Origin of the sequence: Phenylobacterium sp. (assembly GCF_030651755.1) — a bacterium.
Lineage (GTDB): Bacteria > Pseudomonadota > Alphaproteobacteria > Caulobacterales > Caulobacteraceae > Phenylobacterium.
Genome location: NZ_JAUSBZ010000153.1, coordinates 1 through 22,134 on the forward strand (window position 1 = coordinate 1; position 22,134 = coordinate 22,134).

27 protein-coding genes are annotated in these 22,134 nt (G+C 68.1%); 12 read left to right on the forward strand and 15 right to left on the reverse strand.

The genetic code is table 11. From position 1 onward, the window contains the following. The first annotated feature begins 176 nt into the window (after positions 1–176). Positions 177–761 carry a GNAT family N-acetyltransferase gene (locus tag Q7V15_RS14995; protein ID WP_304756560.1) on the forward strand — a complete coding sequence of 195 codons (585 nt, stop codon included), beginning with the start codon at positions 177–179 and terminating at the stop codon, positions 759–761. A gap of 171 nt (positions 762–932) precedes the next feature. Here the strand turns inward: Q7V15_RS14995 and Q7V15_RS15000 are convergent, their stop codons facing one another. Beyond that, positions 933–1,868: an SDR family NAD(P)-dependent oxidoreductase gene (locus tag Q7V15_RS15000; RefSeq protein ID WP_304756561.1), complete on the reverse strand. Its 936-nt coding sequence runs from the start codon at positions 1,866–1,868 to the stop codon at positions 933–935. A gap of 35 nt (positions 1,869–1,903) precedes the next feature. After that, the gene (locus Q7V15_RS15005) at positions 1,904–3,160 is read right to left on the reverse strand and encodes an MFS transporter (RefSeq protein ID WP_304756562.1); all 1,257 of its coding nucleotides are present in this window, start codon (positions 3,158–3,160) and stop codon (positions 1,904–1,906) included. A gap of 241 nt (positions 3,161–3,401) precedes the next feature. On the opposite strand from Q7V15_RS15005, the gene Q7V15_RS15010 reads away from it, so the two are divergent. The 7 genes from Q7V15_RS15010 to Q7V15_RS15040 are packed head-to-tail and all read left to right on the forward strand — an operon-like array spanning position 3,402 to position 7,606. Then, positions 3,402–3,938 carry a GNAT family N-acetyltransferase gene (locus Q7V15_RS15010; RefSeq protein ID WP_304756563.1) on the forward strand — a complete coding sequence of 179 codons (537 nt, stop codon included), beginning with the start codon at positions 3,402–3,404 and terminating at the stop codon, positions 3,936–3,938. 31 nt (positions 3,939–3,969) lie between these two features. After that, positions 3,970–4,548, forward strand: coding sequence for a DUF1285 domain-containing protein (locus Q7V15_RS15015; protein ID WP_304756564.1), 579 nt, complete (start codon positions 3,970–3,972; stop codon positions 4,546–4,548). Continuing rightward, positions 4,545–5,186 (forward strand): CoA pyrophosphatase, encoded by a 642-nt coding sequence (locus Q7V15_RS15020; RefSeq protein WP_304756565.1) that lies wholly within the window; start codon positions 4,545–4,547, stop codon positions 5,184–5,186. Before Q7V15_RS15015 ends, Q7V15_RS15020 begins: the two co-directional genes overlap by 4 nt. Next, complete coding sequence (locus Q7V15_RS15025) at positions 5,179–5,457, forward strand: hypothetical protein (RefSeq protein ID WP_304756566.1); 279 nt, start codon at positions 5,179–5,181, stop codon at positions 5,455–5,457. Before Q7V15_RS15020 ends, Q7V15_RS15025 begins: the two co-directional genes overlap by 8 nt. After that, entirely contained in the window at positions 5,454–6,704 is a 1,251-nt protein-coding gene (locus Q7V15_RS15030; RefSeq protein ID WP_304756567.1) for a CCA tRNA nucleotidyltransferase, read from the forward strand. The genes Q7V15_RS15025 and Q7V15_RS15030 overlap by 4 nt, the downstream gene beginning before the upstream one ends. 6 nt (positions 6,705–6,710) lie before the next feature. Continuing rightward, positions 6,711–7,424, forward strand: coding sequence for a type 1 glutamine amidotransferase (locus Q7V15_RS15035; RefSeq protein WP_304756568.1), 714 nt, complete (start codon positions 6,711–6,713; stop codon positions 7,422–7,424). A 44-nt stretch (positions 7,425–7,468) separates the two neighbouring features. After that, entirely contained in the window at positions 7,469–7,606 is a 138-nt protein-coding gene (locus Q7V15_RS15040) for a hypothetical protein (protein WP_304756569.1), read from the forward strand. Between the two features lie 47 nt (positions 7,607–7,653). On the opposite strand, the gene Q7V15_RS15045 is transcribed toward Q7V15_RS15040, so the two are convergent. From Q7V15_RS15045 to Q7V15_RS15055, 3 genes are all read right to left on the reverse strand, one after another. Further along, positions 7,654–8,142, reverse strand: a complete 489-nt coding sequence (locus tag Q7V15_RS15045; RefSeq protein ID WP_304756571.1) for a hypothetical protein — start codon at positions 8,140–8,142, stop codon at positions 7,654–7,656. A 169-nt stretch (positions 8,143–8,311) separates the two neighbouring features. After that, a complete protein-coding gene (gene hemF, locus Q7V15_RS15050; RefSeq protein WP_304756573.1) occupies positions 8,312–9,187 on the reverse strand; it encodes an oxygen-dependent coproporphyrinogen oxidase in 876 nt (291 codons plus the stop codon). 114 nt (positions 9,188–9,301) lie between these two features. Next, positions 9,302–9,763 (reverse strand): tRNA (cytidine(34)-2'-O)-methyltransferase, encoded by a 462-nt coding sequence (locus tag Q7V15_RS15055; RefSeq protein WP_304756574.1) that lies wholly within the window; start codon positions 9,761–9,763, stop codon positions 9,302–9,304. Positions 9,764–10,005: 242 nt separating this feature from the next. Here Q7V15_RS15055 and petA point away from each other — a divergent pair, with 242 nt between their 5' ends. The 3 genes from petA to Q7V15_RS15070 are packed head-to-tail and all read left to right on the forward strand — an operon-like array spanning position 10,006 to position 12,734. Further along, entirely contained in the window at positions 10,006–10,560 is a 555-nt protein-coding gene (gene petA, locus Q7V15_RS15060; protein WP_304756576.1) for a ubiquinol-cytochrome c reductase iron-sulfur subunit, read from the forward strand. A gap of 5 nt (positions 10,561–10,565) precedes the next feature. After that, a complete protein-coding gene (locus Q7V15_RS15065; RefSeq protein WP_304756578.1) occupies positions 10,566–11,885 on the forward strand; it encodes a cytochrome b/b6 in 1,320 nt (439 codons plus the stop codon). A 6-nt stretch (positions 11,886–11,891) separates the two neighbouring features. Next, positions 11,892–12,734, forward strand: a complete 843-nt coding sequence (locus Q7V15_RS15070) for a cytochrome c1 (RefSeq protein ID WP_304756580.1) — start codon at positions 11,892–11,894, stop codon at positions 12,732–12,734. 57 nt (positions 12,735–12,791) lie between these two features. On the opposite strand, the gene Q7V15_RS15075 is transcribed toward Q7V15_RS15070, so the two are convergent. Then, positions 12,792–13,568: an aspartyl protease family protein gene (locus Q7V15_RS15075; protein ID WP_304756581.1), complete on the reverse strand. Its 777-nt coding sequence runs from the start codon at positions 13,566–13,568 to the stop codon at positions 12,792–12,794. A gap of 78 nt (positions 13,569–13,646) precedes the next feature. On the opposite strand from Q7V15_RS15075, the gene Q7V15_RS15080 reads away from it, so the two are divergent. Continuing rightward, complete coding sequence (locus tag Q7V15_RS15080) at positions 13,647–14,174, forward strand: adenine phosphoribosyltransferase (protein WP_304756582.1); 528 nt, start codon at positions 13,647–13,649, stop codon at positions 14,172–14,174. Between the two features lie 15 nt (positions 14,175–14,189). On the opposite strand, the gene Q7V15_RS15085 is transcribed toward Q7V15_RS15080, so the two are convergent. The 9 genes from Q7V15_RS15085 to Q7V15_RS15125 all read right to left on the reverse strand — a co-directional run. Next, the gene (locus Q7V15_RS15085; protein ID WP_304756583.1) at positions 14,190–14,882 is read right to left on the reverse strand and encodes a dienelactone hydrolase family protein; all 693 of its coding nucleotides are present in this window, start codon (positions 14,880–14,882) and stop codon (positions 14,190–14,192) included. Further along, complete coding sequence (locus tag Q7V15_RS15090) at positions 14,879–15,550, reverse strand: dienelactone hydrolase family protein (protein WP_304756585.1); 672 nt, start codon at positions 15,548–15,550, stop codon at positions 14,879–14,881. Before Q7V15_RS15090 ends, Q7V15_RS15085 begins: the two co-directional genes overlap by 4 nt. 68 nt (positions 15,551–15,618) lie before the next feature. Next, positions 15,619–16,716: a redox-regulated ATPase YchF gene (gene ychF, locus Q7V15_RS15095; RefSeq protein WP_304756586.1), complete on the reverse strand. Its 1,098-nt coding sequence runs from the start codon at positions 16,714–16,716 to the stop codon at positions 15,619–15,621. A gap of 69 nt (positions 16,717–16,785) precedes the next feature. Then, positions 16,786–17,412, reverse strand: a complete 627-nt coding sequence (gene pth / locus Q7V15_RS15100) for an aminoacyl-tRNA hydrolase (protein WP_304756587.1) — start codon at positions 17,410–17,412, stop codon at positions 16,786–16,788. 108 nt (positions 17,413–17,520) lie between these two features. Then, positions 17,521–18,147 carry a 50S ribosomal protein L25/general stress protein Ctc gene (locus Q7V15_RS15105; RefSeq protein WP_304756589.1) on the reverse strand — a complete coding sequence of 209 codons (627 nt, stop codon included), beginning with the start codon at positions 18,145–18,147 and terminating at the stop codon, positions 17,521–17,523. Between the two features lie 123 nt (positions 18,148–18,270). Then, positions 18,271–19,299: a hypothetical protein gene (locus Q7V15_RS15110; protein ID WP_304756591.1), complete on the reverse strand. Its 1,029-nt coding sequence runs from the start codon at positions 19,297–19,299 to the stop codon at positions 18,271–18,273. A gap of 136 nt (positions 19,300–19,435) precedes the next feature. Then, on the reverse strand, positions 19,436–20,371 hold the full coding sequence (locus tag Q7V15_RS15115) for a ribose-phosphate pyrophosphokinase (RefSeq protein WP_304756595.1): 936 nt from the start codon (positions 20,369–20,371) through the stop codon (positions 19,436–19,438). Positions 20,372–20,444: 73 nt separating this feature from the next. Beyond that, positions 20,445–21,227, reverse strand: a complete 783-nt coding sequence (gene pgeF, locus Q7V15_RS15120; protein WP_304756597.1) for a peptidoglycan editing factor PgeF — start codon at positions 21,225–21,227, stop codon at positions 20,445–20,447. Between the two features lie 2 nt (positions 21,228–21,229). Next, a partial coding sequence (locus Q7V15_RS15125) for a class I SAM-dependent methyltransferase (RefSeq protein ID WP_304756600.1) occupies positions 21,230–22,134 on the reverse strand: 905 nt, incomplete at its 5' end.

Sequence of the window (22,134 nt, forward strand, 5' to 3'; positions counted from 1 at the left end):
GAAGGCATGGTTCGTTTCGACATGACTTCAGCCGCGACCAATTGCGTCCCCCTTGCGGGTCGTGGAGCCGACTACGTGCGCGACATCTAGCCGTCGATCCAAGCCCCGCCGAGGAAGGCTCGGGCTCCTATCTCGATAGTATGCATCCGGCCTCCCCTTTCCAGGAGACCTCTATCGTGCCCTTCAAGTTGCCGGTTCCCGAAACGCCACATCTTGAGACAGATCGCCTTGTACTTCGGCCCCTAAGGCTAGAGGACGTTCCGGCTGTTCAGCGTCATTTCCCGCACTGGGCGATGGTGCGCCACCTCGTGGCGAAAACGCCTTGGCCATACCCAGCCGATGGGGCGGAAACCCATGTCCGCGCGTGCCTGGAGAAACGCGCCCGCGGCGAGCAGTTCTACTGGGCGATTACGCTCAAGGACGGAGACGACGAGCTGATTGGCCGCATCGACCTGCGGCCAGACGCCGACGTCGGCGCCATGCGTGGCTTCTGGCTGGCTCAGGAATACTGGGGCCGCGGCCTGATGACGGAAGCGGCCGACGCGGTGAACGCCTATGCGTTTGAGGTGCTGGACTGGCCCTTCATCGAGGTGGCCACGAACAGCGCCAACCGGGCGTCTCAACGCATCAAGGAGAAGCAAGGCTTCATCCTCCTCTATATGGGCGTCGGCGAGTATGTCGAGGGTGTCAGAGAGACGGCGTTCTGGCGGCTCAATCAGGAGGCATGGCGGTCACGCCGAGGAGACGCGGCCAGTCGCTAAGCTTCGGAAAACGCGAGGACTGTGGATCCGGTTGGGCTGGTTGTAGAAGGTCCAACCGCCGTTGGGGTTCGCCGGTGCGAGAACCATCCGACTCCCTCCAAAAATGCGAAAAGGCCCCGGCTCTCTCGAACCGGGGCCTCGTCGTTTTGGTCAGTTCAGACCAGCTATCGCTTACGAGCCGGCCTTGGCCGGCGCCGCGGCGCCCTGGCTGGCGAGCGGCGGGCGCGAGAGCGGGAAGAACTTGTCGCTCATGGCCGGCATGGCTTCCGACAGGATGGTGTCGACGCTCCAGCCCTCTTCCTTGGTCTGGGTCGAGATCGGACGGGGCTGGGAATAGAGGATGATGTTCTCACCCGAGGCGCCGAAGATCTGGCCCGAGACGTGGGCGGCGGCCGGGGAGACCAGGGCCACCGACAGGCGGGCGGGCTGGTCGGCGCGGATGGCCTGGGCCATGGCCTCGCGGCGCTTGGCGGCGGCTTCGTCCTTGATCGGCACCGACTGGGTCATGCGGGTCCAGGCGACGGGCGCCAGGCAGTTGGAGCGGACGTTATTGCGTTCGCCCTCCATGGCGATGATCCGCGACAGGCCGGCGATCCCCATCTTGGCCGCGCCGTAATTGGCCTGGCCAATATTGCCCAGCAGCCCCGAGGTCGAGGTGAAGAACATGTAGGCGCCGTCGTTCTGGTTGCGGAACAGCTCGATGGTGGCCCGGGCCACATTGAACGAGCCGCGCATGTGCACGTCGATGACCTTGTCCCAGTCGTCTTCCGACATCTTGTGGAACATCACGTCACGCAGGATGCCGGCCGGATTGATCACCGCATGCAGGCCGCCAAAGGTGTCCATGGCCTGCTCGACCATGCCTTCCACCGACTTGTAGTTGGTGACGCTCTCGGAGTTGGACGCCGCTTCGCCGCCGGCGGCGCGGATTTCCTGGGCGACCTGTTCGGCCGGACCGGCGGAACCTTCGTCCTCGCCCTTCAGGCCGCCGCCCAGGTCATTGACCAGAACCTTGGCGCCCTGCTGCGCGGCGATCAGCGCGCACTCCCGGCCAATGCCGTTTCCGCCCCCGGTGACGAGGACAACCTTGCCGTCTAATACGCCCATGGATCTATCTCCCTAAAAGAATATTGCGCGGATTGTTATTCGAGGCGGTCAGCCTTGCGCAAGTCGGGAAAGAGCTTGGCCCAAAGGCCGGTGACGATCAACGTGCCGACCCCGCCGACGACGGCGGCGGCCACCACCCCCATGAAGCGGGCGAAGACGCCTGCGCGGAACTCGCCCAGCTCGTTGGAGGCGCCGATGAACAGGGTCGAGACCGCCGCCACCCGGCCGCGCATATTGTCGGGAATGACCAGCTGGATCAGGGTCTGGCGCACATAGACGCTCAGCATGTCGGCCCCGCCGAGGATGGCCAGCGCCGCCACCGACAGCCACAGCGAGCGCGAGACCCCGAAGACGATGGTCGCCAGGCCAAAGACCGCGACGCCGGCGAACATGGTCACCCCGGCGTTGGAGCGGATCGGCCGGGCCGCCAGGATCAGGGCGATGACCGTGGCGCCGGCCGCAGGCGCCGCGCGCAGTAGGCCAAAGCCCTCCTCGCCCACATGCAGGATGTCCCGGGCGAACACTGGCAGCAGGGCGGTGGCCCCGCCGAGCAGCACGGCGAACAGATCAAGCGATATGGCCCCGAAGACGATCTTCTGGCGCCACACATAGACCAGCCCCTCCTTGATCAGGGCCAGGCGAGAGCCCGGCTGCAGATCAGGCTTGGTGCGGCCGTTGATGAAGAAGGTCAGGGTGGCGGCGGCGATGTAGAGGCCAAAGGCGGTCTCATAGGCCAGCGCGGTGGAGCGGGCGAGCAACAGGCCGCCGATGGCTGGCCCGACGATGGAGGCGGTCTGCCAGGCCAGGGAATTCCAGGCGATGGCCCGGGGCAACAGGCTGCGGGGCACCAGCATGGGGCCGAGCGCCGTGCCGGCCGGCGACATGAAGGCCCGGCCGGCCCCGAACGCCGCGGCGACGCAGAGCAGCAGGGTCACCGAGGCGAAGCCCTGCCAGGTGGCCACGGCCAGCACGCCGGCGCTGGTCATCTCGACGACGTAGCAGATCAGCAGGATCTTGCGCCGGTCATAGCGGTCGACGGCCTCGCCGGCCGGCAGGGTCAGCAGGAAGACCGGAATGAAGGTCACCAGGCCCACCATGCCGACCACAAAGGCGGCCTCGGCCACGCTCATGGTTTCCCGGGCGAGCGCATAGATGTGCCAGCCGAGCGCCACGCTCTGGATCTGCACCGCCAGGGATCCGGCCCAACGGGAGCCCCAGAACAGGAGATAGCTCCGCTGGCTCAACAGAGCGCGGGCGGAGGGAAGCGGCTCGGGGGCGGAGGGCTGCGACATGGGCGGCGAACTTGGCCTGAGCCGCCCCGCCCCGCAACGGCCGTTTCAGTTTCCATTGACCTTCGCGGCGCGGGGCCTTATCCGCGCGGTTTCCGGCGACATGATCGCCGAGGTCGACTGCGAGGGCGCTCATGTGCGCGCTGCGACGAACCGGGCGCCTGATCCGCGCCCTTTAAGAGCCCCCAGCCCCGCTGACCCGCGGGCCTGGGCCTGTCTGTCCCGCAGCCTGCAAAGACCGCCCATGACCGCCCCCTTCGTTCCCCTTGCGGACTCCGTCCCGAGTCCGGCCCCTGACATCCGTCCCGAAACCCCGCAGGACGGCCCCGCCATCGAGGCCCTGCTCGACCACGCCTTCGGCCCCGGCCGCTTCGCCAAGGCCTCGGAACGGGTGCGCGAGATCGCCCCCCTGCGGCGCGACCTGTCCTTCTGCGCCTGGGAGGCCGACCGCCTGGTGGGCGTGGTCCGCCAGTCGGAGATCGCCATTGGCGGCCATCGTCTGATCTTCCTGGGTCCCCTGGCGGTGGACGCCGCGGCGCGGCGCCTGGGGGCCGGCGCCGCCCTGGTGGAGATCGCCTGCGCGGCGGCCAGGGAGGCCGGCTTTGGCGAGGTGCTGCTGGTCGGCGACATGCCCTATTTCGGCCGGCTGGGCTTTTCGGCCGATGAGACCGGGGCGATCCAGATGCCAGGCCCCCTAGACCGCCGCCGGCTGCTGCTGAAGCGCCTGGCGGCGCGCGCCCCCGCCGATGGCCCGCTGCAGGGCGCCGTAACGGCGCCTTGAGGCGCCCTGCGCGCGCGCCTACCTTCTGTCCATGACAGAGCTCGACTCCAAACCCGGCCTGGACGGGGTGATCGCCGCGGCCAAGCAGGCGCCCGGCCGGGGCCTGCCCCCGGTTCACCTGTGGACCCCCGCCCATTCCGGCGAGATCGACATCGTCATCGCCGTCGATGGCCGCTGGATTCACGAGGGCGCGACCATCAATCGCGCGCCCCTGGTGCGGCTGTTCTCCACGGTCCTGCGCAAGGACCCGGACGGCTACTGGCTGGTGACGCCGGTGGAGAAGATGAAGATCACGGTCGAGGACGCCCCCTTCATCGCCACCGCCCTCGAGCAGGACCAGGACGAGGCCGGCCGCCCCGTCCTGCGCTTCACCACCAATGTGGGCGACGTGGTCGAGGCCGGTCCCGACCACGCTTTGCGGGTGGAGATCGACCCGGTCACCCAGGAGCCCCGGCCCTATCTCCATGTCCGCCGCGGCCTGGAGGCCCTGATCAGCCGGCCGGTCTTCTATGAGCTGGTGGAGATGGCCCAGGCGCGGGACGGGATGCTGGGCGTCGAATCGGCCGGCGCCTGGTTCTCCATCGGGCCCTCGGAGGCGCCGGTCTCGTGAGTCCCAATTCGCCGCTGGCGGCGTTGCGCGAGTGGATCACCCAGCGCCTTGATCCCCTGACCGATCAGAACTTTGACTCAGGTCTCGTGGAGTCCGACTTCGGTCCGCAGAGCGCCGACCTGGCCGCCGGCCCGCCCCTGGCGCCGGCCGCGGTCCTGGTGGGCCTTGTGGAGCGCGAGCACGGCTATTCGGTGCTGCTGACCCGCAGGGCCGACACCCTGCGCCGCCATACGGGCCAGATCGCCTTTCCCGGCGGCCGCCGCGATCCCGGCGAGACCATCTGGGAGACCGCCCTGCGGGAGACCGAGGAAGAGGTCGGCATTCCCCGCAGCCTGGTCACCCTGGGCGGCCTCTCGACCCCCTATCGCACCGGCACGGGCTTTCTGGTGACGCCGGTTGTGGGCTTCATCGCGCCCCACTTCACCCTCTCTCCGAACCCGGCCGAGGTGGCCGATGTCTTCGAGACCCCCTTCGGCTTTCTCATGGACCCGTCCAACCATGAGGAGCATGAGCGGGAGTTCTCCGGTCAGCTGCGGCGGTTCTACGCCATGACCCACGAGAACAGGTTCATATGGGGGGCCACGGCGGGAATGCTGCGGTCACTCTACGACCGGCTTTACGGAGGCGCAGTTGCTTAAGGTCTTTCTCATCCGATCGGTGCTGATCGCGCTGCCCTTCATCGTCTGGTTCATCTGGGCTGAATGGGCCAAGCGCAACGGCCGACCCATGGGGGCCACCCCCTGGGCCTGGCTGGCGACGGCCTCGGCCCTGCTGTTTGGCCTTTCGCTGATGATCACCGTCGTGTTCCAATCGGATAACCGCGGCGAGGTCTATGTGCCCGCCGAGGTCACAGAAGGCGGCCGGGTCGCCCCGGGCGGCTTCCAGAAAAAGGAAACGCCAGCCCAATGAGCGAGAGCCTTGGTCCACGTCCCTGGTTGAGCGCCCCGGCGACGGTGGCGGTGTTTGACGCCCTGGAGGCCCAGGGCGGCCCCGGCTGCGTGCGTGTGGTGGGCGGGGCGGTGCGCAATGCGGTGATCGGCGCGCCGGTGGGCGATATCGACATCGCCACCCAGCTGACCCCCGAGGTCGTCACCCAGGCTCTCGAGACCGCCGGTCTGAAGGCCATTCCCACCGGTCTCGACCACGGCACGGTGACGGCGCTCGCCCACGGCCAGACCTTCGAGATCACCACCCTGCGGCGGGACGTGGAGACCGACGGCCGCCGCGCGGTGGTGGCCTTCACCACCGACTGGGCCGAAGACGCCCAGCGCCGGGACTTCACCCTCAACGCCCTCTACGCCGACCGCGACGGGACCCTGCACGATCCCCTGGGAACCGGCCTGGCCGACGCGAGGGCAAGGCGCGTGGTCTTTGTCGGCGAGGCCCGCACCCGGATCGCCGAGGACTATCTGCGCATCCTGCGCTTCTTCCGCTTCCAGGCCTGGTATGGCCGTGGCGAGGCTGATCCCGAGGCGCTGGCCGCCTGCGAGGCCCTGCGCGACACCCTGGCCGACCGACCGGGCGAGCGGATATCGAAGGAACTGCTCAAGCTGCTCGCCGCCGACGATCCCCGGGCCAGCATCCGCCAGATGGCGAGCGCCGGCATCCTCGACGTCATCCTGCCCCCCGTGGGCGATCTCCATGACTTCGAGGCCCTGGTGGAGATCGAGAGCGAGATGCTGTTCGAGTGCGACCCCCTCCTGCGCCTGGCCTGCCTGCTGCCGGCCGATCAGATCGCCGTGGCCCAGGCCGCCGAGCGCCTGCGCCTGTCAGGCGCCGAGCGCGACCGGCTGATCTCCGCCAAGGGGCAGGGACCTCGGATCACCAGCTGGATGAGCCCGCGGGAAACCCGCCGGGCGGTCTATGCGCTCACCGCGCCGGCCTTCCACGACCGGATCAAGCTTGCCTGGGCCAGGTCCAACCGCTCGGCCACCGCGGCCCAGTGGCGGGGCCTGCTGGCGCTCTGCGACAGTTGGACCCCGCCGCCCTTCCCCCTGAACGGGGACGAGGTGGTCCATGCCGGGGTCCCCAAGGGTCCCATGGTCGGGCAGGTGCTGCGCGAGGTGGAGGACTGGTGGATCGACCACGACTTCCTGGAGGACAAGTTCTCGGCCATCGAGAAGCTCAAGGCCGTGGCCCAGGGCCTGGCCTACTGATCATCCATGAAGCTCGGCATTCTGAAGACCGGCGCGCCGCCGGCGCCGCTGGAGTCCCAGTTCGGCGGCTATCCGGACATGTTCCAGCGCCTGCTGGGGCAGGACGCCCACGACTATGTCGTGTTCGACGCCGCGGCCGGCGTCCTGCCCGAGCGGGCGGAGGCCTGCGACGCCTACCTGATCACCGGCTCATCGGCCGGCGTCTATGAGTCCGAGCCCTGGATCGCCGGCCTGATCGGCTTCCTGCAGGCCGCCCGCGGCCGCGCTGGCTTGGTGGGGGTTTGCTTTGGTCACCAGATCATGGCCCAGGCCTTCGGGGGTCAGGTGATCTGCTCGCCCAAGGGCTGGGGGATAGGGCTTCACACCTATGACCTGCTGGAGCCCGTTTCAGGGCTTGAGCCCGGCGGGTCCCTGTCGGCGCCAGCCTCGCATCAGGATCAGGTGGTGTCGCCGCCCCCTGGCGCCCGGGTGCTGGCCGCCAGCGCCTTCACCCCCTTCGGCATGCTCGCCTATGACGACCAGCCGGCGATTTCGATCCAGCTTCACCCCGAATTCGAACCGGCCTACGCCCGGGCCCTGATCGAGGCCCGGCGCGGCAGTCGCTATGACGATGCGCAGGCCGATCAGGCTGTGGCCAGTTATGCGGCGCCGAACGACCGGGCGGCCCTGGCCAGCTGGATTTCGGCGTTTCTTGCAACATTGCCGACAGCCAGGGGTTAGATCATCGATTGTCCGCTCCGAGGCCGTCAAAGGGAGAGCCCGCCGTGAAGCCATTTCGATGGATGATCGTTGTCGCCAGCGCCGCCGCCGCCCTGCTGGTGGCCAGCGTCGAAACCCAGGCGGCCAATCCCGAGCCGATTTCCCCTGAGACCTTTGTCGCCTGGCTGGACGATCTGACCTGAGTCGGAGCCTCGACAGGTCCGACTGATCCTATGGAACAGCAGGGGGCCTAGACGGTTTCGGCTGTCCAGACGAAGGCGCTCAGGCGAGCGCCCTGGTCGAGAAACTCAAGGTCTAGGGCCTCGTCCACAGGACCCTCATAGCCCGCCAGATCGAGAATATAGCCCAGCTTCGGCTGGCCTGGGCGATAGCAGACCAGCGCCTGGGCCCATTCCGCCTCGCCGGGTCCGCAGCCCTCCAGGTCCAGCCCCAAGGTTCCCCAGCTGGCGCCGATCTCCTCGCCCAGGGGGCCGACCACCGGGCCTGCCCGGCCCAGGATCTGTCCCACCCGCTCCGGATCGGCGCCAGGATGCAGGTCGAGGGCCAGGCCGTCGGGACGGCGCACAGTGATGATCTGCCCCTCGGCCCCGTCGCTCGGCGCCCGGCGTATGGTCGCATCGGGGAAATAGGCGGTGACGCTGCGCACGCTCAGCCGGGTGGCGCCGTTGATCTCACCGGCGCCGGTCTCGCTGAAGGTGATCAGAATCGGACCGACCACCGCAGCGCTCCGGGGCGGTTCGGTGGTCGTGGCGGCCCCCGAATCGGCGGGTCGTGACGTCTGCGGGCCGCAGGCCGCCAGAAGTAGGCCGACCGCGACAGTACTCAACAGGGCTCGCATGGATTGACCCTCGCACAGGCAAGAGGACGGACGCAAATCCGACCTGATCTCAGGGCCAGCTGACCATGGGCGGCATGGAGGACAGGATCGAGGTGATGTTGCCCCCGGTCTTCAGGCCGAACATCGTCCCGCGGTCATAGAGCAGGTTGAATTCAACATACCGTCCCCGGCGCACCAGTTGCTCCTGCCGGTCGGCCTCGGTCCAAGGTGTGGCCATGCGGCCCCGGGCGATGGCCGGATAGATCTCGGCGAAGGCCTTGCCCACGTCCTGGGTGAAGGCGAAATCCCGCTCCCAGTCGCCGGAATTGTGGTGGTCATAGAAGATGCCGCCAATCCCCCGGGGCTCATTGCGGTGCGGCAGGAAGAAGTACTCGTCGCAGCGGGCCTTGTAGGGGCCATACCAGTCGGGATCATGCCGATCACAGGCCGCCTTCATCGCCCCATGGAAGGCGACGGCGTCGGGGTTTTCCTGGTTGCGCTGATAGTCCTGGGTCGGCGTCAGGTCGGCGCCGCCGCCGAACCAGCTCTGCCGGGTGGCCAGGAAGCGGGTGTTCATGTGCACGGCCGGCACATGCGGATTGCGCATGTGGGCGATCAGGCTGATGCCCGTGGCGGTGAACGACGGATCCTCGTCGGCGCCGGGCATGGTGGCGGCCATCTCCGGGGTGAAGGTCCCATGCACCAGGCTGATATGAACGCCGCACTTCTCGAAGAAGCGGCCGCCCTTCATGAAGCCCATCACCCCGCCGCCGCCGGCCGGCCGGTCCCAGGGGGTCAGTTCGAACCGACCGGGCTCCCCGGGATAGAGATCGCCCGGCGCCTCGTCCTCCAGGGCTTCGAACGCCGCGACGATCTGGTCACGGAGGGAATCGAACCAGGCCCGGGCCCGGGTGTTGCGATCGGCGAGGGTGGCGGCGTCTGTCATGAGGCAAAGGGCTTAGAGCGCGTTCCGATAAGTGGGAACCGGTTATCGGGACGAAACGCGCTCAAGACTTAGAATTTGGAGCCTGATGCGATCGGACGATTCCGACTGATCGCATCAGGCTCTAGGGAATCCGTCGGTCTGGCGCAACGCCTCCGAAAGACCGATGGCCGCTGAAACCGTCAGGTTGAGGGACCTGGCCTCTGGCGCGAGCGGGATCAACAGCCGCGCCTGGGCCACCTCATGTACGTCTTCGGGCACGCCCGAACTCTCCCGGCCAAAGAGCAGGGTGTCGCCCGCCTGGAAGGCGAAACTGTGCAAGGGCTGGGCGCCGCGGGTGGTGAACAGCACCAGCCGCCCCTCCTGCCGCTCCGGCGCGGCCATGAAAGCCTCGAAGCTGTCGCGGCGGGTCCAGCGGGCCAGGCGGCCGTAATCCAGGGCTGCGCGCCGCACAGCCTTATCGGATAACGGGAAGCCGCAGGGCTCGATCACCTCAAGGTCGACATCCAGGCAGGCGGCGAGACGGAGCGCCGCGCCGACGTTTTGCGGAATGTCTGGTTGAAAAAGGGCCAAACGCATTCTAAGCGAACCACCGACGGAATTTGCTGGGGCGTGGAACGAATCGCGAGGCTTGTCGCCGCACCTTGGCGGCATGGCTAGTGCGACATTTCCCATAGCCCTATATGGGTTCCATAGCAGGGCTGTCCCGGAACGTCTGGGGCGGTCGACAGACGGGGCGTCGCGGGCATTGCCGTGAGCGCCCGAACGGGCGGCGGTTTTCCATTCGAGGACCGGCGCCTCAACCGAAGGGTAGCTTAAAGGTGGCCGACACCGTCGTGGGCGAAAATCCCGATCCGCATGCCGCGGGCGAAGACCCGAACCGGCGCGACTTCATTCATATCGCCGCAGGCGCGGCGGCCGTGGGCGCCGTAGGCGCCCTGGCCTGGCCGTTCATCGATCAGATGAACCCCTCGGCGGATACGCTGGCCCTGGCCTCGGTCGAGTTCGACCTGTCCAAGGTCGCCCTGGGCCAGCAGGTCACGATCAAGTGGCGCGGCAAGCCCCTGTTCATCCGCAAGCGCACCGAGGCCGAGATCGCCGCGGCGATCGCCGATGACGGCGCCAACCTGCCTGACCCGCAGACCGACGCCGAGCGTCACAAGCCGGGCAAGGCCGAGTGGATGATCCTGATCGGCGCCTGCACCCATCTGGGCTGCGTGCCGACCTTCGCCGGCGGCGACTATGGCGGCTGGTTCTGCCCCTGCCACGGCTCGCATTATGACACGTCGGGCCGCATCCGCAGGGGGCCTGCGCCCCTCAACCTGCCGGTGCCGGAATATGAGTTCCTCTCCGACACGACCGTGAAGGTGGGCTGAGAGCCATGAGCGGACATTCCACTTACGAACCCAAGACCGGCATCGAGCGCTGGCTCGACACCCGCCTGCCGATCGTGCGGCTGGGCTGGGACAGCATCGTCGACTATCCGACGCCGAAGAACCTGAACTACTGGTGGACCTTCGGGGGCATCCTGGCGGTCTGCCTGATGATCCAGATCGTCACCGGCATCGTGCTGGCAATGCACTATGTGCCGCACGTGGACCACGCCTTCGCCTCGGTCGAGCGCATCATGCGCGACGTGAACTATGGCTGGCTGATCCGCTACATGCACGCCAACGGGGCCTCGATGTTCTTCATCGCGGTCTATATCCACATGTTCCGCGGCCTCTATTACGGGTCCTACAAGGCGCCGCGCGAGGTGCTGTGGATCCTGGGCTGCATCATCTACCTGCTGATGATGGCCACGGCCTTCATGGGCTATGTCCTGCCCTGGGGTCAGATGAGCTTCCACGGCGCGGTCGTCATCACCAACCTGTTCGGCGCCCTGCCGATCGTCGGCGAGGGCATCACCACCTGGCTGTGGGGCGGCTTTGCGGTGGATAACGCCACCCTGAACCGCTTCTTCTCCCTGCATTTCCTGCTGCCGTTCATGATCGCCGGCGTCGTGGGCCTGCACATCTGGGCCCTGCACGTGCCCGGCAACAACAACCCCACCGGCGTGAACGTGCAGTCCAAGGCCGATACGGTGCCCTTCCACCCGTACTATACGGTGAAGGACGGCTTCGCGATCGTGCTGTTCCTGATCCTGTTCGCCTCCTTCCTGTTCTACAATCCCAACGCGCTTGGCCACGCGGACAACTACATCCCGGCCAACCCGCTGGTGACGCCGACCCACATCGTGCCGGAATGGTATTTCCTGCCCTTCTACGCGATCCTTCGGGCGGTGCCCGACAAGCTGGGCGGCGTGATCCTGATGTTCGGCGCCATCGCGGTGCTGTTCGTCCTGCCCTGGCTCGACACCTCCAAGGTGCGGTCCATGCGCTATCGTCCGACAGGCAAGCTCTACTTCCTGATCTTCGTCCTGGACTGCCTGGTGCTCGGCTATTGCGGCGGTCAGCTCCCCGACGACCATGTGATCCCGGGGCTGTCGACCTTCACCCTGATCGACGCGGACCTGAACAGCTTCGTCTGGCTCTCGCGCTTGGCCACCCTCTACTACTTCGGCTACTTCCTGGTGGTCCTGCCGCTCCTTGGCCTCACCGAGACGCCGACGGCCCAGCCGGAATCGATCTCCACGCCTGTCCTGTCGCATCCGGCAGGCCTGCCGGCCGGCGCGACGGCTGCGCCTGAAAAGAAGGGTTGAGCCCAGATGCTGCGTAAAGGTATCGCTCTAGCGGCGCTCGGCCTGGCCCTGGTGGCGGGTCCGGCGCTCGCCGCCGGGGGCGCCGCGACCCCCAAGCACGTGGACTTCAGCTTCAAAGGTCCGTTCGGCAAGTTCGACCAGGCCCAGCTGCAGCGCGGCTACAAGGTCTATCGGGAGGTCTGCGCGGCCTGCCACAGCATGGACCTGGTGTCGTTCCGCAACCTCGGCCAGAAGGGCGGACCCTTCTATGATCCGGCCTATGGCAATCCGAACGACAATCCGTACGTGAAGACCATCGCGGCGGAATATCAGATCAACGACATCGACTCCGAGACCGGCGACGTCATTCAGCGTCCCGGCACCTCGGCCGACACCTTCCCCAACCCCTATCCCAATGAGGCGGCGGCGCGGGCGGGCAATGGCGGCGCCATGCCGCCGGACCTGTCGGTGATGGCCAAGGCCCGCCACCACGGGGCCGACTACATCTATTCCCTGCTGGCGGGTTATCGCGAACCGCCGGCCGGCCTTCAGGTGACCCCGGGCCAGTACTACAATCCCTATATGGCCGGTGACACGACCCCGTTCTGGACCGGCGAGGGCCATGCGCCGGAGGGCGGCTTCATCGCCATGCCGCCGCAGCTGGCCCCCGACAAGGTCAGCTATGACGACGGCACCCCGTCGACCATCGATCAGCAGGCCAAGGACGTGGCGGCCTTCCTTTACTGGGCCGCTGAGCCCAAGATGGAGGAGCGCAAGGCCTTCGGCTTTGGGGCGATGATCTATCTCGTGATCTTCGCCGGCCTGCTCTATGCGAGCTACCGCCGCATCTGGCGCAACGTCGCCCACTAGGGTGATCGGCCAGATCTGAACAGAAGACCCGCCGGGGGCGACCCGGCGGGTTTTTTCTTACTTGTCGACCAGATAGAGCCGCCCGGCCGGGAAGTCGAACCGCAGTCGCCAGCGGCCCAGGACCTGCAGACCGATGGCGCCGTCCGCAGCCGACCGCCCGTCGCTCAGGCCCGCCCTGAGGTGTTCAAACAGCCTGTCCCCCAGAGACAGGGCTCGCAACTCGGCCCGACCCTCCTCATACGGCGACAGGGTCTTGGCCTCGGCGCCTGGAACCGCCGCGATGGCGGGCGACAGCCTCACGCCGGCGTCCAGGCCAGTCGCGGGGGTCAGGGCCGCCGTCCGCGCCGTGGGACCGTCGCTGATCGCTACGCTCACCACGGGTGTGGCGCCCATCCAGCTGATCGGGACGCCCGGGCCTGCGGGGCGGGGCAGGGCGCCAGCCAGGGCTAGGGTCAGCCGACAGGGGGAGGTGTCCAGCTCGACGACGAAGCCGCGCAGGATGTCGGCGCCGATCACTCCGGCGATGGGGGTGGGAAAGGCCCAGGTTCGCGCGTCCAGGTCCTCCACGGCCAAGTCCTGCGCGGCCACCCGGGCGCCGGCCAGGCTGACCCCTCCCCACATGGCCTCCCCCTCATGGCCGGCGGCCTGGGCCCGGGTGTTGTGGATCGCGCTGTGATCGGCGCCGGTGTCGATGATGAAGTCGCCGCTGACCCCGGCCGCCGTGGCCGGCGCCACCAGCACCCCGCGGTCCAGCCAGCAGGCGACTTCGGCGCCCATCGCCTCGCCGCTGAAGGCGGCCAGGCCGCAGGCCAACAGGGCGGCTCGCGCAATCATCGTCAGATCCCGTCGCCCCCATAGCCAGGGCCGCGTGGCTTCGGCCATAACAGAGGCTCAGCCGACAGGGGAGGGGTCATGGACCTGCGCAACGCCATCCGCACCATTCCGGACTATCCCAAGCCGGGTATTCAGTTCCGCGACATCACCACCCTGCTGGCCGACGCCCGGGCCTTCCGCCAGGCGGTGGACGAGCTGGTTCAGCCCTTTGCGGGCCTGAAGATCGACAAGGTGGCCGGTATCGAGGCCCGCGGATTCATCCTGGGCGGGGCCGTCGCCCATCAGCTCTCGGCCGGCTTCGTCCCCCTGCGCAAGAAGGGCAAGCTGCCCCACAGGACCCGGTCGGTGGAGTACGCCCTGGAATATGGCTCCGACGCCCTGGAGGTCCATCTGGACGCCTTCCTGGCCGGGGAGCGGATCATGCTGGTGGACGACCTGATCGCCACCGGCGGCACGGCCCTGGCGGCCGTCGACCTGCTGCGTCAGGGCGGCGCGGAGATCGTGGCTGCGGCCTTCGTGGTGGACCTGCCCGAGCTCGGCGGCGCGGCCCGGCTCGCGGCCGCCGGCGTGCCCGTCTCGACCCTGGTGGCCTTCGAGGGGCACTAGAGCCGCAACGCCGCGTCAGGCGCCTTCGCCGCGTCCCCCGCCGCTGCGGGCGAAGAGCTGCAGGGTCCGCAGGCGGGCCAGGCGGGCGGCGTCGGGCTGATAGTCCTTGCGCCGGTCCGATACGAAGCCGTGGCCGGCGTCGTACAGGTGCACGGGCATGTCGGGATAGCGCTCGCGGATTTCCTCGACCTTCTCCAGGGGGATCGAGGCGTCGGTCTTGCCGAAGTGCAGGATGGTCGGGCAGCGGGGCGCCTGGTCCAGCAGTTCGCTGATCCGCCGGCCATAGAAGCAGGAGGCGGCCGCCACCCCCTCGCATCGCGCCGCCACGGCCCAGCTCGCCGCCCCGCCCCAGCAGAAGCCGGTGACGAAGACCGGGCCCTTCAGCGCGTCGATCGCCGCCTGGGCGTCACCAACCACCTCGTCCCAGGGCGCAGCCTGGGAGAGCGCCACGGCCCTGGCCAGGTCGTCGGGCTCATAGCTGGCCTCAAACCCCTGCTGCTGGCGGTCGAAGAAGGCCGGCGCGATCACCTCATAGCCGTCCTCGGCGAAACCGTCGGCCAGTTCGCGGATATGGTCGGTGACCCCGAAGATCTCCTGGATCAGCACCAGCCCGCCCCGGCGGGCGTCGCCCGGCTTCACGTGATAGGCGTCAAAGGAAAAGCCGTCGGCCCGGCTCACCAGCTGGATGGTCGCTCCGGCCCGGCTCATACGCTTTCGAACAGTTCGCGGGTGCGCAGGCGGGCGAGGTCGGCGGCCTCCTCGTGATAGCGCTCAGGGCTCCCATTGTTGAAGCCGTGGCCCGCGCCTTCGTAGATGTAGACCGGCACTTCGGGGTGGGCGGCCTTCACTGCGGCCTCCACCTCATCGGCCTTGATGCCCGGATCGGTGTGGCCCAGGTGGACGATCACCGGGCAAGCGAGCGGCAGGTCGGCATTGGCCTTGACCATGCTGCCGTAATAGCTCGACGCCGCCGCGATCCCCTCGACCTTGGCCGCGCTCAGCCAGGCCAGCGAGCCGCCATAGCAATAGCCCACCACACAGACCTTGCCCCGGGACGACAGGAAGTCCCGCGCCGCGGCGATATCGGCCAGGGCCTGGTCCAGGGGCGTGGCCCGGGCGTGGGCGACGCCCGCCGCCAGCCCCTCGGCGTCATGTCCGGCGGTGAACCCCCGGGCGCGGCGGTCAAACAGGGAAGGGGCCACGGCCTCGTATCCGGCCTTGGCCCAGCGCTCGACATCGGCGCGGACATATTTGTCGATGCCGAAGATCTCCTGCAGCACGATGACCCCGCCCTTGCGCGGGGTGAACGGCGCCTCGTGATAGGCCGACAGCTCATAGCCGTCGGCGCCGCTCTTCAGCGTAATGGTCTCGCCCATGGATGTTCTCCCTTGGCGCAAAGCCTAGGGCCAGGGACGGGCGCCTGTCACGCCCCTCTGAACGAGGCCTAGACGTTGAACCGGAAGTTCATCACGTCGCCGTCCTGGACGACGTACTCCTTGCCTTCCTGGCGCAGCTTGCCCACGTCCCGGGCGCCGGCCTCGCCGCCGAACTTCACATAGTCCTCATAGGCGATGGTTTCGGCCCGGATGAAGCCCTTCTCGAAGTCGGTATGGATCACCCCGGCCGCCTGCGGGGCGGTGGCGCCCACGGGAATCGTCCAGGCCCGGGTCTCCTTGGGTCCGCAGGTGAAATAGCTCTGCAGGCCCAGCAGCTTGAAGGCCTCGCGGATCATGCGGTTGAGGCCCGGCTCTTCCAGGCCCAGGGTCTCCAGGAACTCCGCCCGCTCGGCGGCGTCCAGCATGGCGATCTCGCTCTCGATCTGGGCGGAGATCACGACGCTCTCGGCGTCGTCGCGCTTGGCCCGCTCGGCCACCGCGGCCGACATCTCGTTGCCGGTCCCGGCCGCGCCCTCGTCCACATTGCAGACATAGAGGGTCGGCTTGGCGGTCAGCAGCTGCAGCATCCGCCAGGCCTTCTCGTCGTCCTCGGCGATCTTGGCCACCCGGGCCGGACGGCCGGCGTTCAGCTCTTCGAGGGCCAGCTTCACCAGGCGCAGGGTGTTGGCGCTCTCCTTGTCGCCGGTCTTGGCCCGCTTATCGAGATTGGCGACCCGCTTCTCCAGGCTTTCCAGATCGGCCAGCATCAGCTCGGTCTCGATGATCTCCAGGTCGGCCAGGGGATCGATGCGGCCCTCGACGTGGGTGATGTCGTCATTGACGAAGCAGCGGGCGACGAAGGCCACGGCGTCGCAGTCGCGGATGTTGGCCAGGAACTGGTTGCCCAGCCCCTCGCCCTTGGAGGCGCCGCGGACCAGGCCCGCCACATCGACGAAGTTGATCCGGGCCGGAATGATCTCCTTGGAGCCCGCCACCTTGGCCAGGGCCTCCAGCCGCGGCTCGGGCACCGCCACGTCGCCCACATTCGGCTCGATGGTGCAGAACGGATAGTTGGCCGCCTGGGCCGCCGCCGTCTGGGTGAGCGCGTTGAACAGGGTGGACTTGCCGACATTGGGCAGGCCGACGATGGCGACTTTGAGAGCCATGGAGTCCTCGGAGAAATGGAGCTGACGCCGTCTTAACCGAGCCGGCCGGGATTGTCGTCAGCGCGACGGCTATTGGTCGTTTCGGCCCTGGCGCTGCTGGCGGGTGTCGGCCTTGTCGGCTGGGGCCAGGCGCATGACCTCGGCCTGGTACTTCTCGTCCTCGCCGGCCGCCAGCAGGGGCGCGGCCTCGGCGCAGGCAGCTAGCAGCTCGCTCAACCAGGCCTGCTCGACCTTGTGGAAGTCCGACAGCACGTGGCCCTGGACCAGTTCCTTGTGGCCGGGATGGCCGACGCCCAGCCGGGCGCGGCGGAAGTCGGGACCCACCTGGCCGGAGATGGAGCGGATGCCGTTATTGCCGGCCGCGCCGCCGCCGGCCTTCATGCGAAACCGGCCAGGCGCCAGGTCGATCTCGTCATGGAAGACCACCAGGTCGGCCGGCGTCAGCTTGTAGAATTTCAGCGCCTCGCCGACCGCATTGCCGCTGTCGTTGTAGTAGGTCTGAGGCTTCAGGATCAGGGCGCGGACCGCGCCCTTCGGCGTGTCGATGCCACCTTCGCGGGCCAGGGACTGAAACCTTGACCGCTCGGGGGCAAAGTTCCACCGCCGGGCGATCTCATCGACCGCCATGGCGCCGACATTGTGCCGGTTGCCGGCGTAGCGGCCGCCGGGATTGCCCAGGCCAGCGAGGATCAGCATGCGACCCTCCGCGGCAGATGGGCGCTCGTTGGACGGCTCCGGAAGCGGGGCAGCGTCAAGGGCGGGCCTGGCCCGGTTCAGATGAGGCCATCTGAACCGGAAAGGAATTTAGGCCTCGGTCTCGCCGGTGGGACCAGCGGTCTCGGCGTCGGCGGCGGCGTCTTGGGCGGCCTGGGCCGAGGAGCCCGCCAGGGTCGCGACGACGAAGTCACGGTCCAGGGTGGTCTCGACGCCCTTGGGCAGCTTGAAGCCCGAGATGCGGATGGTGTCGCCGATGTCCAGGCCCGTCAGGTCGAAGATCAGCTCTTCGGGGATGGCGTCGGCCAGGCAGGACAGCTCGACATCGTGACGCACCACATTGAGGGTGCCGCCGCGCTTCAGGCCGGGCGACTCTTCGTGGTTGGTGAAGTGCACCGGCACGGAGATCTTGATCTTCTGGTGCTCATCGACCCGGTACAGGTCGAAATGCCAGGGCTCGTCGGTCACCGGATGCATGTCGATGGCCTTGGCGATGACCGGCTGGGTCTCGTCGCCATACTTCAGGGTCACCAGGTGGCCCAGCAGCTTGCCGGTGTAGAGCGCCTTGCGGAACTCATTGGCGGGCACGGCGATCGCCACCGGATCCTTCGCGCCGCCATACAGCACGCCGGGGACCTTGCCGCTACGGCGCACGCTGCGCGTGGCGCCGGTGCCGGTCTGCTCACGCACTTCAACATTCAATACGATATCGGCCATCGCCCTGCCTCAAAACGAAACCGCCGCGCGAACCCGCGCGGCGTGGGTCGCGATCCCGGGGGGGATCGGAAGGTGGGCGTCATTACACAGAAGTTGACCCTCTGGCAACGGCGCCCGCCGACTTCAGCGTGATTTAACCGCGCTGAACGCTGCGGTCTCGGCCGAGGCGCCGGTTTGCGCCACCTGGACCGGCGTCACCTTGGCCGGATCGACCAGGCCGGCGCCCTTCATCAGGCACTGTCCGGTGTCCATCAGGGCGTGCTGGCCCAGGCAGAACACGTCCTCGTAATGCGGCTTGGACACCGCCAGGCACTGATAGAGATTCAGCTTGGCCATGTTCAGGCAGGAGGCCGAGGTGGGCTCGATCATCACCGCGGTCAGCAGCTCGGCGCGATTCTCACCGGCCTCGCCCAGCACCGCCAGGGCGGCCACAGCCAGGCTGCGCAGGACCATACGGCTGTAGGGGGGCTCCACCGGGGCGGCGGTCAGGTCCAGCACGCCGGCGCCGATGGCGGCCTGTTGCAGGCGGGCGGTCTCTTCAAGCTCGCCGACGATCGGGGTGGCCGACAGGGCCTTGGCCTGGGACAGGCGCAGGGCGCGGTTCTCGACCTCGGCCCTGGACCAGCGGGCCTTCTGGACGTCATAGGCGGCCTGCTTGACCGCAGAGCCGGTCTCGAACAGGCGCTTGCCCTCGGCCCCGTAGGCGGCGATCACCAGGCCCGCCGCGCTCTTGGCGCCCGGCAGCGTCGCCGCATAGGTCGGGTCGGCCACCAGATCGGCGAACATCTTGTTCCGCGTCTCAGGATTGGTGGAATAGCTGCGCACCGCGGCGACGAACTCGGGGTCCTGCAGGGCGGCTACGGCGCCATAGGCCACCGCCCCTTTCAGGAGCTGGATCGGCTCATAGGCCGCGCTGGTCTTCAGCGACTCGGCGATCTCGGCCCCGTCGTCGAAGGACGGCGAGATGGCCGAGGAGCGAGTGACGTAATAGCGGTAGGCGCTGGCCTGCTCGATCAGGGACGGGGCAAGCGCCAAGGCCGGCGGCAGCGGCGCCGGGGCTTCCGGCTTGGGTTCCGCGCACCCCGCAAGGACCGCGGTTCCAATCAGGGCCAGCGCGGTCAGCGCGCTGCGAAAACCAATAGCCGAGCTCATGGGTCGATCTTCCCCTTAACGTACGTCAGCGAACATAGCATGTTCGTTCAGACGATATCATGGCCTCAAGATCGTAAACTATTGTTCACCAAGCTTAGCCAGTCGTATCCCCTGTGAAGCGAGGCCCGTCCGGGGCTCAATCAAAGAGTTTGGAGACGGACTCTTCATTGGCGATGCGGCGAACCGCCTCACCGATCAGGGCCGCGCAGCTCACATAGCGAATCTTGGCCGCCGAGGCGGCGCGTTCAGGCGCGGCGATCGAATCGGTCATCACCAGCTCCTTGAGCACCGAGGCGTCGACCCGCTCGATCGCTGCGCCGGACAGCACCCCGTGGGTGACATAGGCCGAGACTTCCGACGCCCCGCCGTCAACCAGGGCCTGGGCGGCGTTGCACAGGGTGCCGCCCCCGTCGATGATGTCGTCGAACAGCACGCAGCGGCGGTCCTGGACGTCGCCGATGATGTTGGCCACCTCGCTCTTGCCGGGGCCCGAGCGACGCTTGTCGACAATGGCCAGCTCGGCGTTCAGGCGGCTGGCCACGGCCAGGGCCCGGACCACCCCGCCCACATCGGGCGAGACGATCATCAGTTCGTCGGGCTTGGGGTAGTGGGCCTTGATGTCATTGGCCAGCAGGGGGGCCGACAGCAGGTTGTCGGTGGGAATGTCGAAGAAGCCCTGGATCTGGCCCGAGTGCAGATCCATGGTCAGGACCCGGTCGGCGCCGGCCCGGGTGATCAGGTTGGAGACCAGCTTGGCCGAGATGGGGGTGCGCCCGCCCGTCTTCCGATCCTGCCGGGCGTAGCCGAAATAGGGCATCACCGCGGTGATCCGCCGGGCCGAGGCGCGTTTCAGCGCATCGATGCAGATCAGCAGCTCCATCAGATTGTCGTTGGTGGGGTAGCTGGTGGACTGGATCACGAAGACGTCCTCACCGCGGACGTTTTCGTCGATGGTCACCCAGACCTCATTGTCGGCGAACCGTTTGACCTGAGCCTTGGTCAGGGGAATGTCGAGATGGTCGGAGACGGCCTGAGCGAGAGCCTGATTAGAATTGCCCGCCAGCAGCTTCATGGAATCCCTCGGGGTCGTTCCGCATGAGTCAGGCGGGCTTTAATGCAGGGGGCCGACCCCCGGCAACCCTCAGCTACAGAAGGATGGCCGATAACAGCCGCCCATAGTCGCCTTCCCCCCGCTGAAAGGCCCGGCGGTTGGAGAAAAAGTGGTCCGGTTCGGCGCAGGTGTCGCGGCCGATCCACTCCCCCTGGGTGACGCCCGCCGCCGCGATCTGGGCCAGAACAAAGGCCGGCAGGTCGAACTGGCGCTTCTGGTCGGTGGCGCCGGGGCGGAAAAAACGGCCATTGGCGCCGTCGGCTTCCATGAACTGTTCAAGGAATTCCAGGCCCACCTCATAGGAGTCGGGTCCGATACAGGGACCCACCGCCGCCAGGATGCGCCCACGCTCGGCGCCCAGGCGCTCCATCTGCGCCACCGTGCCGGCGACGATCCCGCCCAGGGCGCCCTTCCAGCCCGCATGGGCGGCGGCCACCACGCCGGCCTCAGGGTCGGCCAGCAGGATGGGCGCGCAGTCGGCGGCCAGGGCGCCGCAGATCAGGCCTGGCGTGCGGGTGACCACGGCGTCGGCCTCCGGTCGCGCCGCCCCCCATGGCCGGTCGGCGATCTCGGCCCGGGCCGAGTGGACCTGATGGCAGGTGTTCAAGGCCTCCGGAGGCGCCCCGAAGTGGGCGGCGGCCCGGCGCCGGTTCTCGGCGACATCTTCCGGGGAGTCCCCCGAGCCTGGTCCGACATTCAATGAGGCGTACAAACCCGCAGACGCCCCGCCCTGCCGGGTGAAGAAGGCGTGGCGCACCCCGGCCTGGGCCAGCAGGGGCGAGGTGATCGCCGGCAGGGGGCTTGCGGCATCGGTCATGGTCAGTCCGCCTCGAAGGCTGGAGGAGTGAATCCTGGCCCATGCAGGGCCAGGACCTTGAACAGCTCGCCCATCTGGTCGTGGGCGGTCAGGCGGTCGAACTGCCGGCCGATCTGGTCGGACAGATCAGGCCGCGCCGCCGCCAGGGCGCCAGCCCGGGCCTCGATCCCCAGGCGCTGTAGAAATCCCGCCTGGGTCAGCAGGGGTCTGGCCCCGGCTCCCTCGGCGCAGGCGGCCTGGGCCACGGCGGCGAAGTCGGCATGGAAGGTCAGGTCCGCCTCCCCAGGACAGGCCAGGGGATCGACCTTTTGATGGCCCTTCAGGGCCTGAAAGGTGTCGCCCCCCGCCTCGCCGGGCGCCGGGCCATAGTCGATCAACAGGGCCGCCCCGCCATCAGCGGCCAGCCGGGCGCCGATTTCCGATCCCAGGGCGGCCTGGGCCGGCGAGGTTTCGAAGATGGCGCCCAACGCCCCCTCATGGCTCTCAGGGGGGAGGGCGGGCGACAGTCCAAAGGCCAGCTCCCCTGCGTCATCCAGCCCGACCATGCGCTCGGCCCAGCCCCGCTCGGTGCGGACAAACTGCTGGGTCGGCAGGCAGTCCAGAAGCTCATTGGCCACCAGGATCATGGGCGCCCCCTGCGGCACGGCGCCGAGGCGGTCGGCCCACTGTGGCGCAGCCTGGCCCAGGCGTTCGGCCTGCAGGGCCCTGAGCGGGGGGGAGACTTCGACCAGCCACAGGTCAGCGGCCTCCATGAACCCCGGGACAGAGCGTCCGGCGCGGATCAGGTCGGCCATCAGGGTTCCGTCCCCAGGCCCCATCTCCACCAGCCGGAACCGTGGCGGCTGGCCCAGGGCCCGCCAGCAGGCGCCGGCCCAGAGGCCGATCAACTCGCCGAACATCTGGCTGA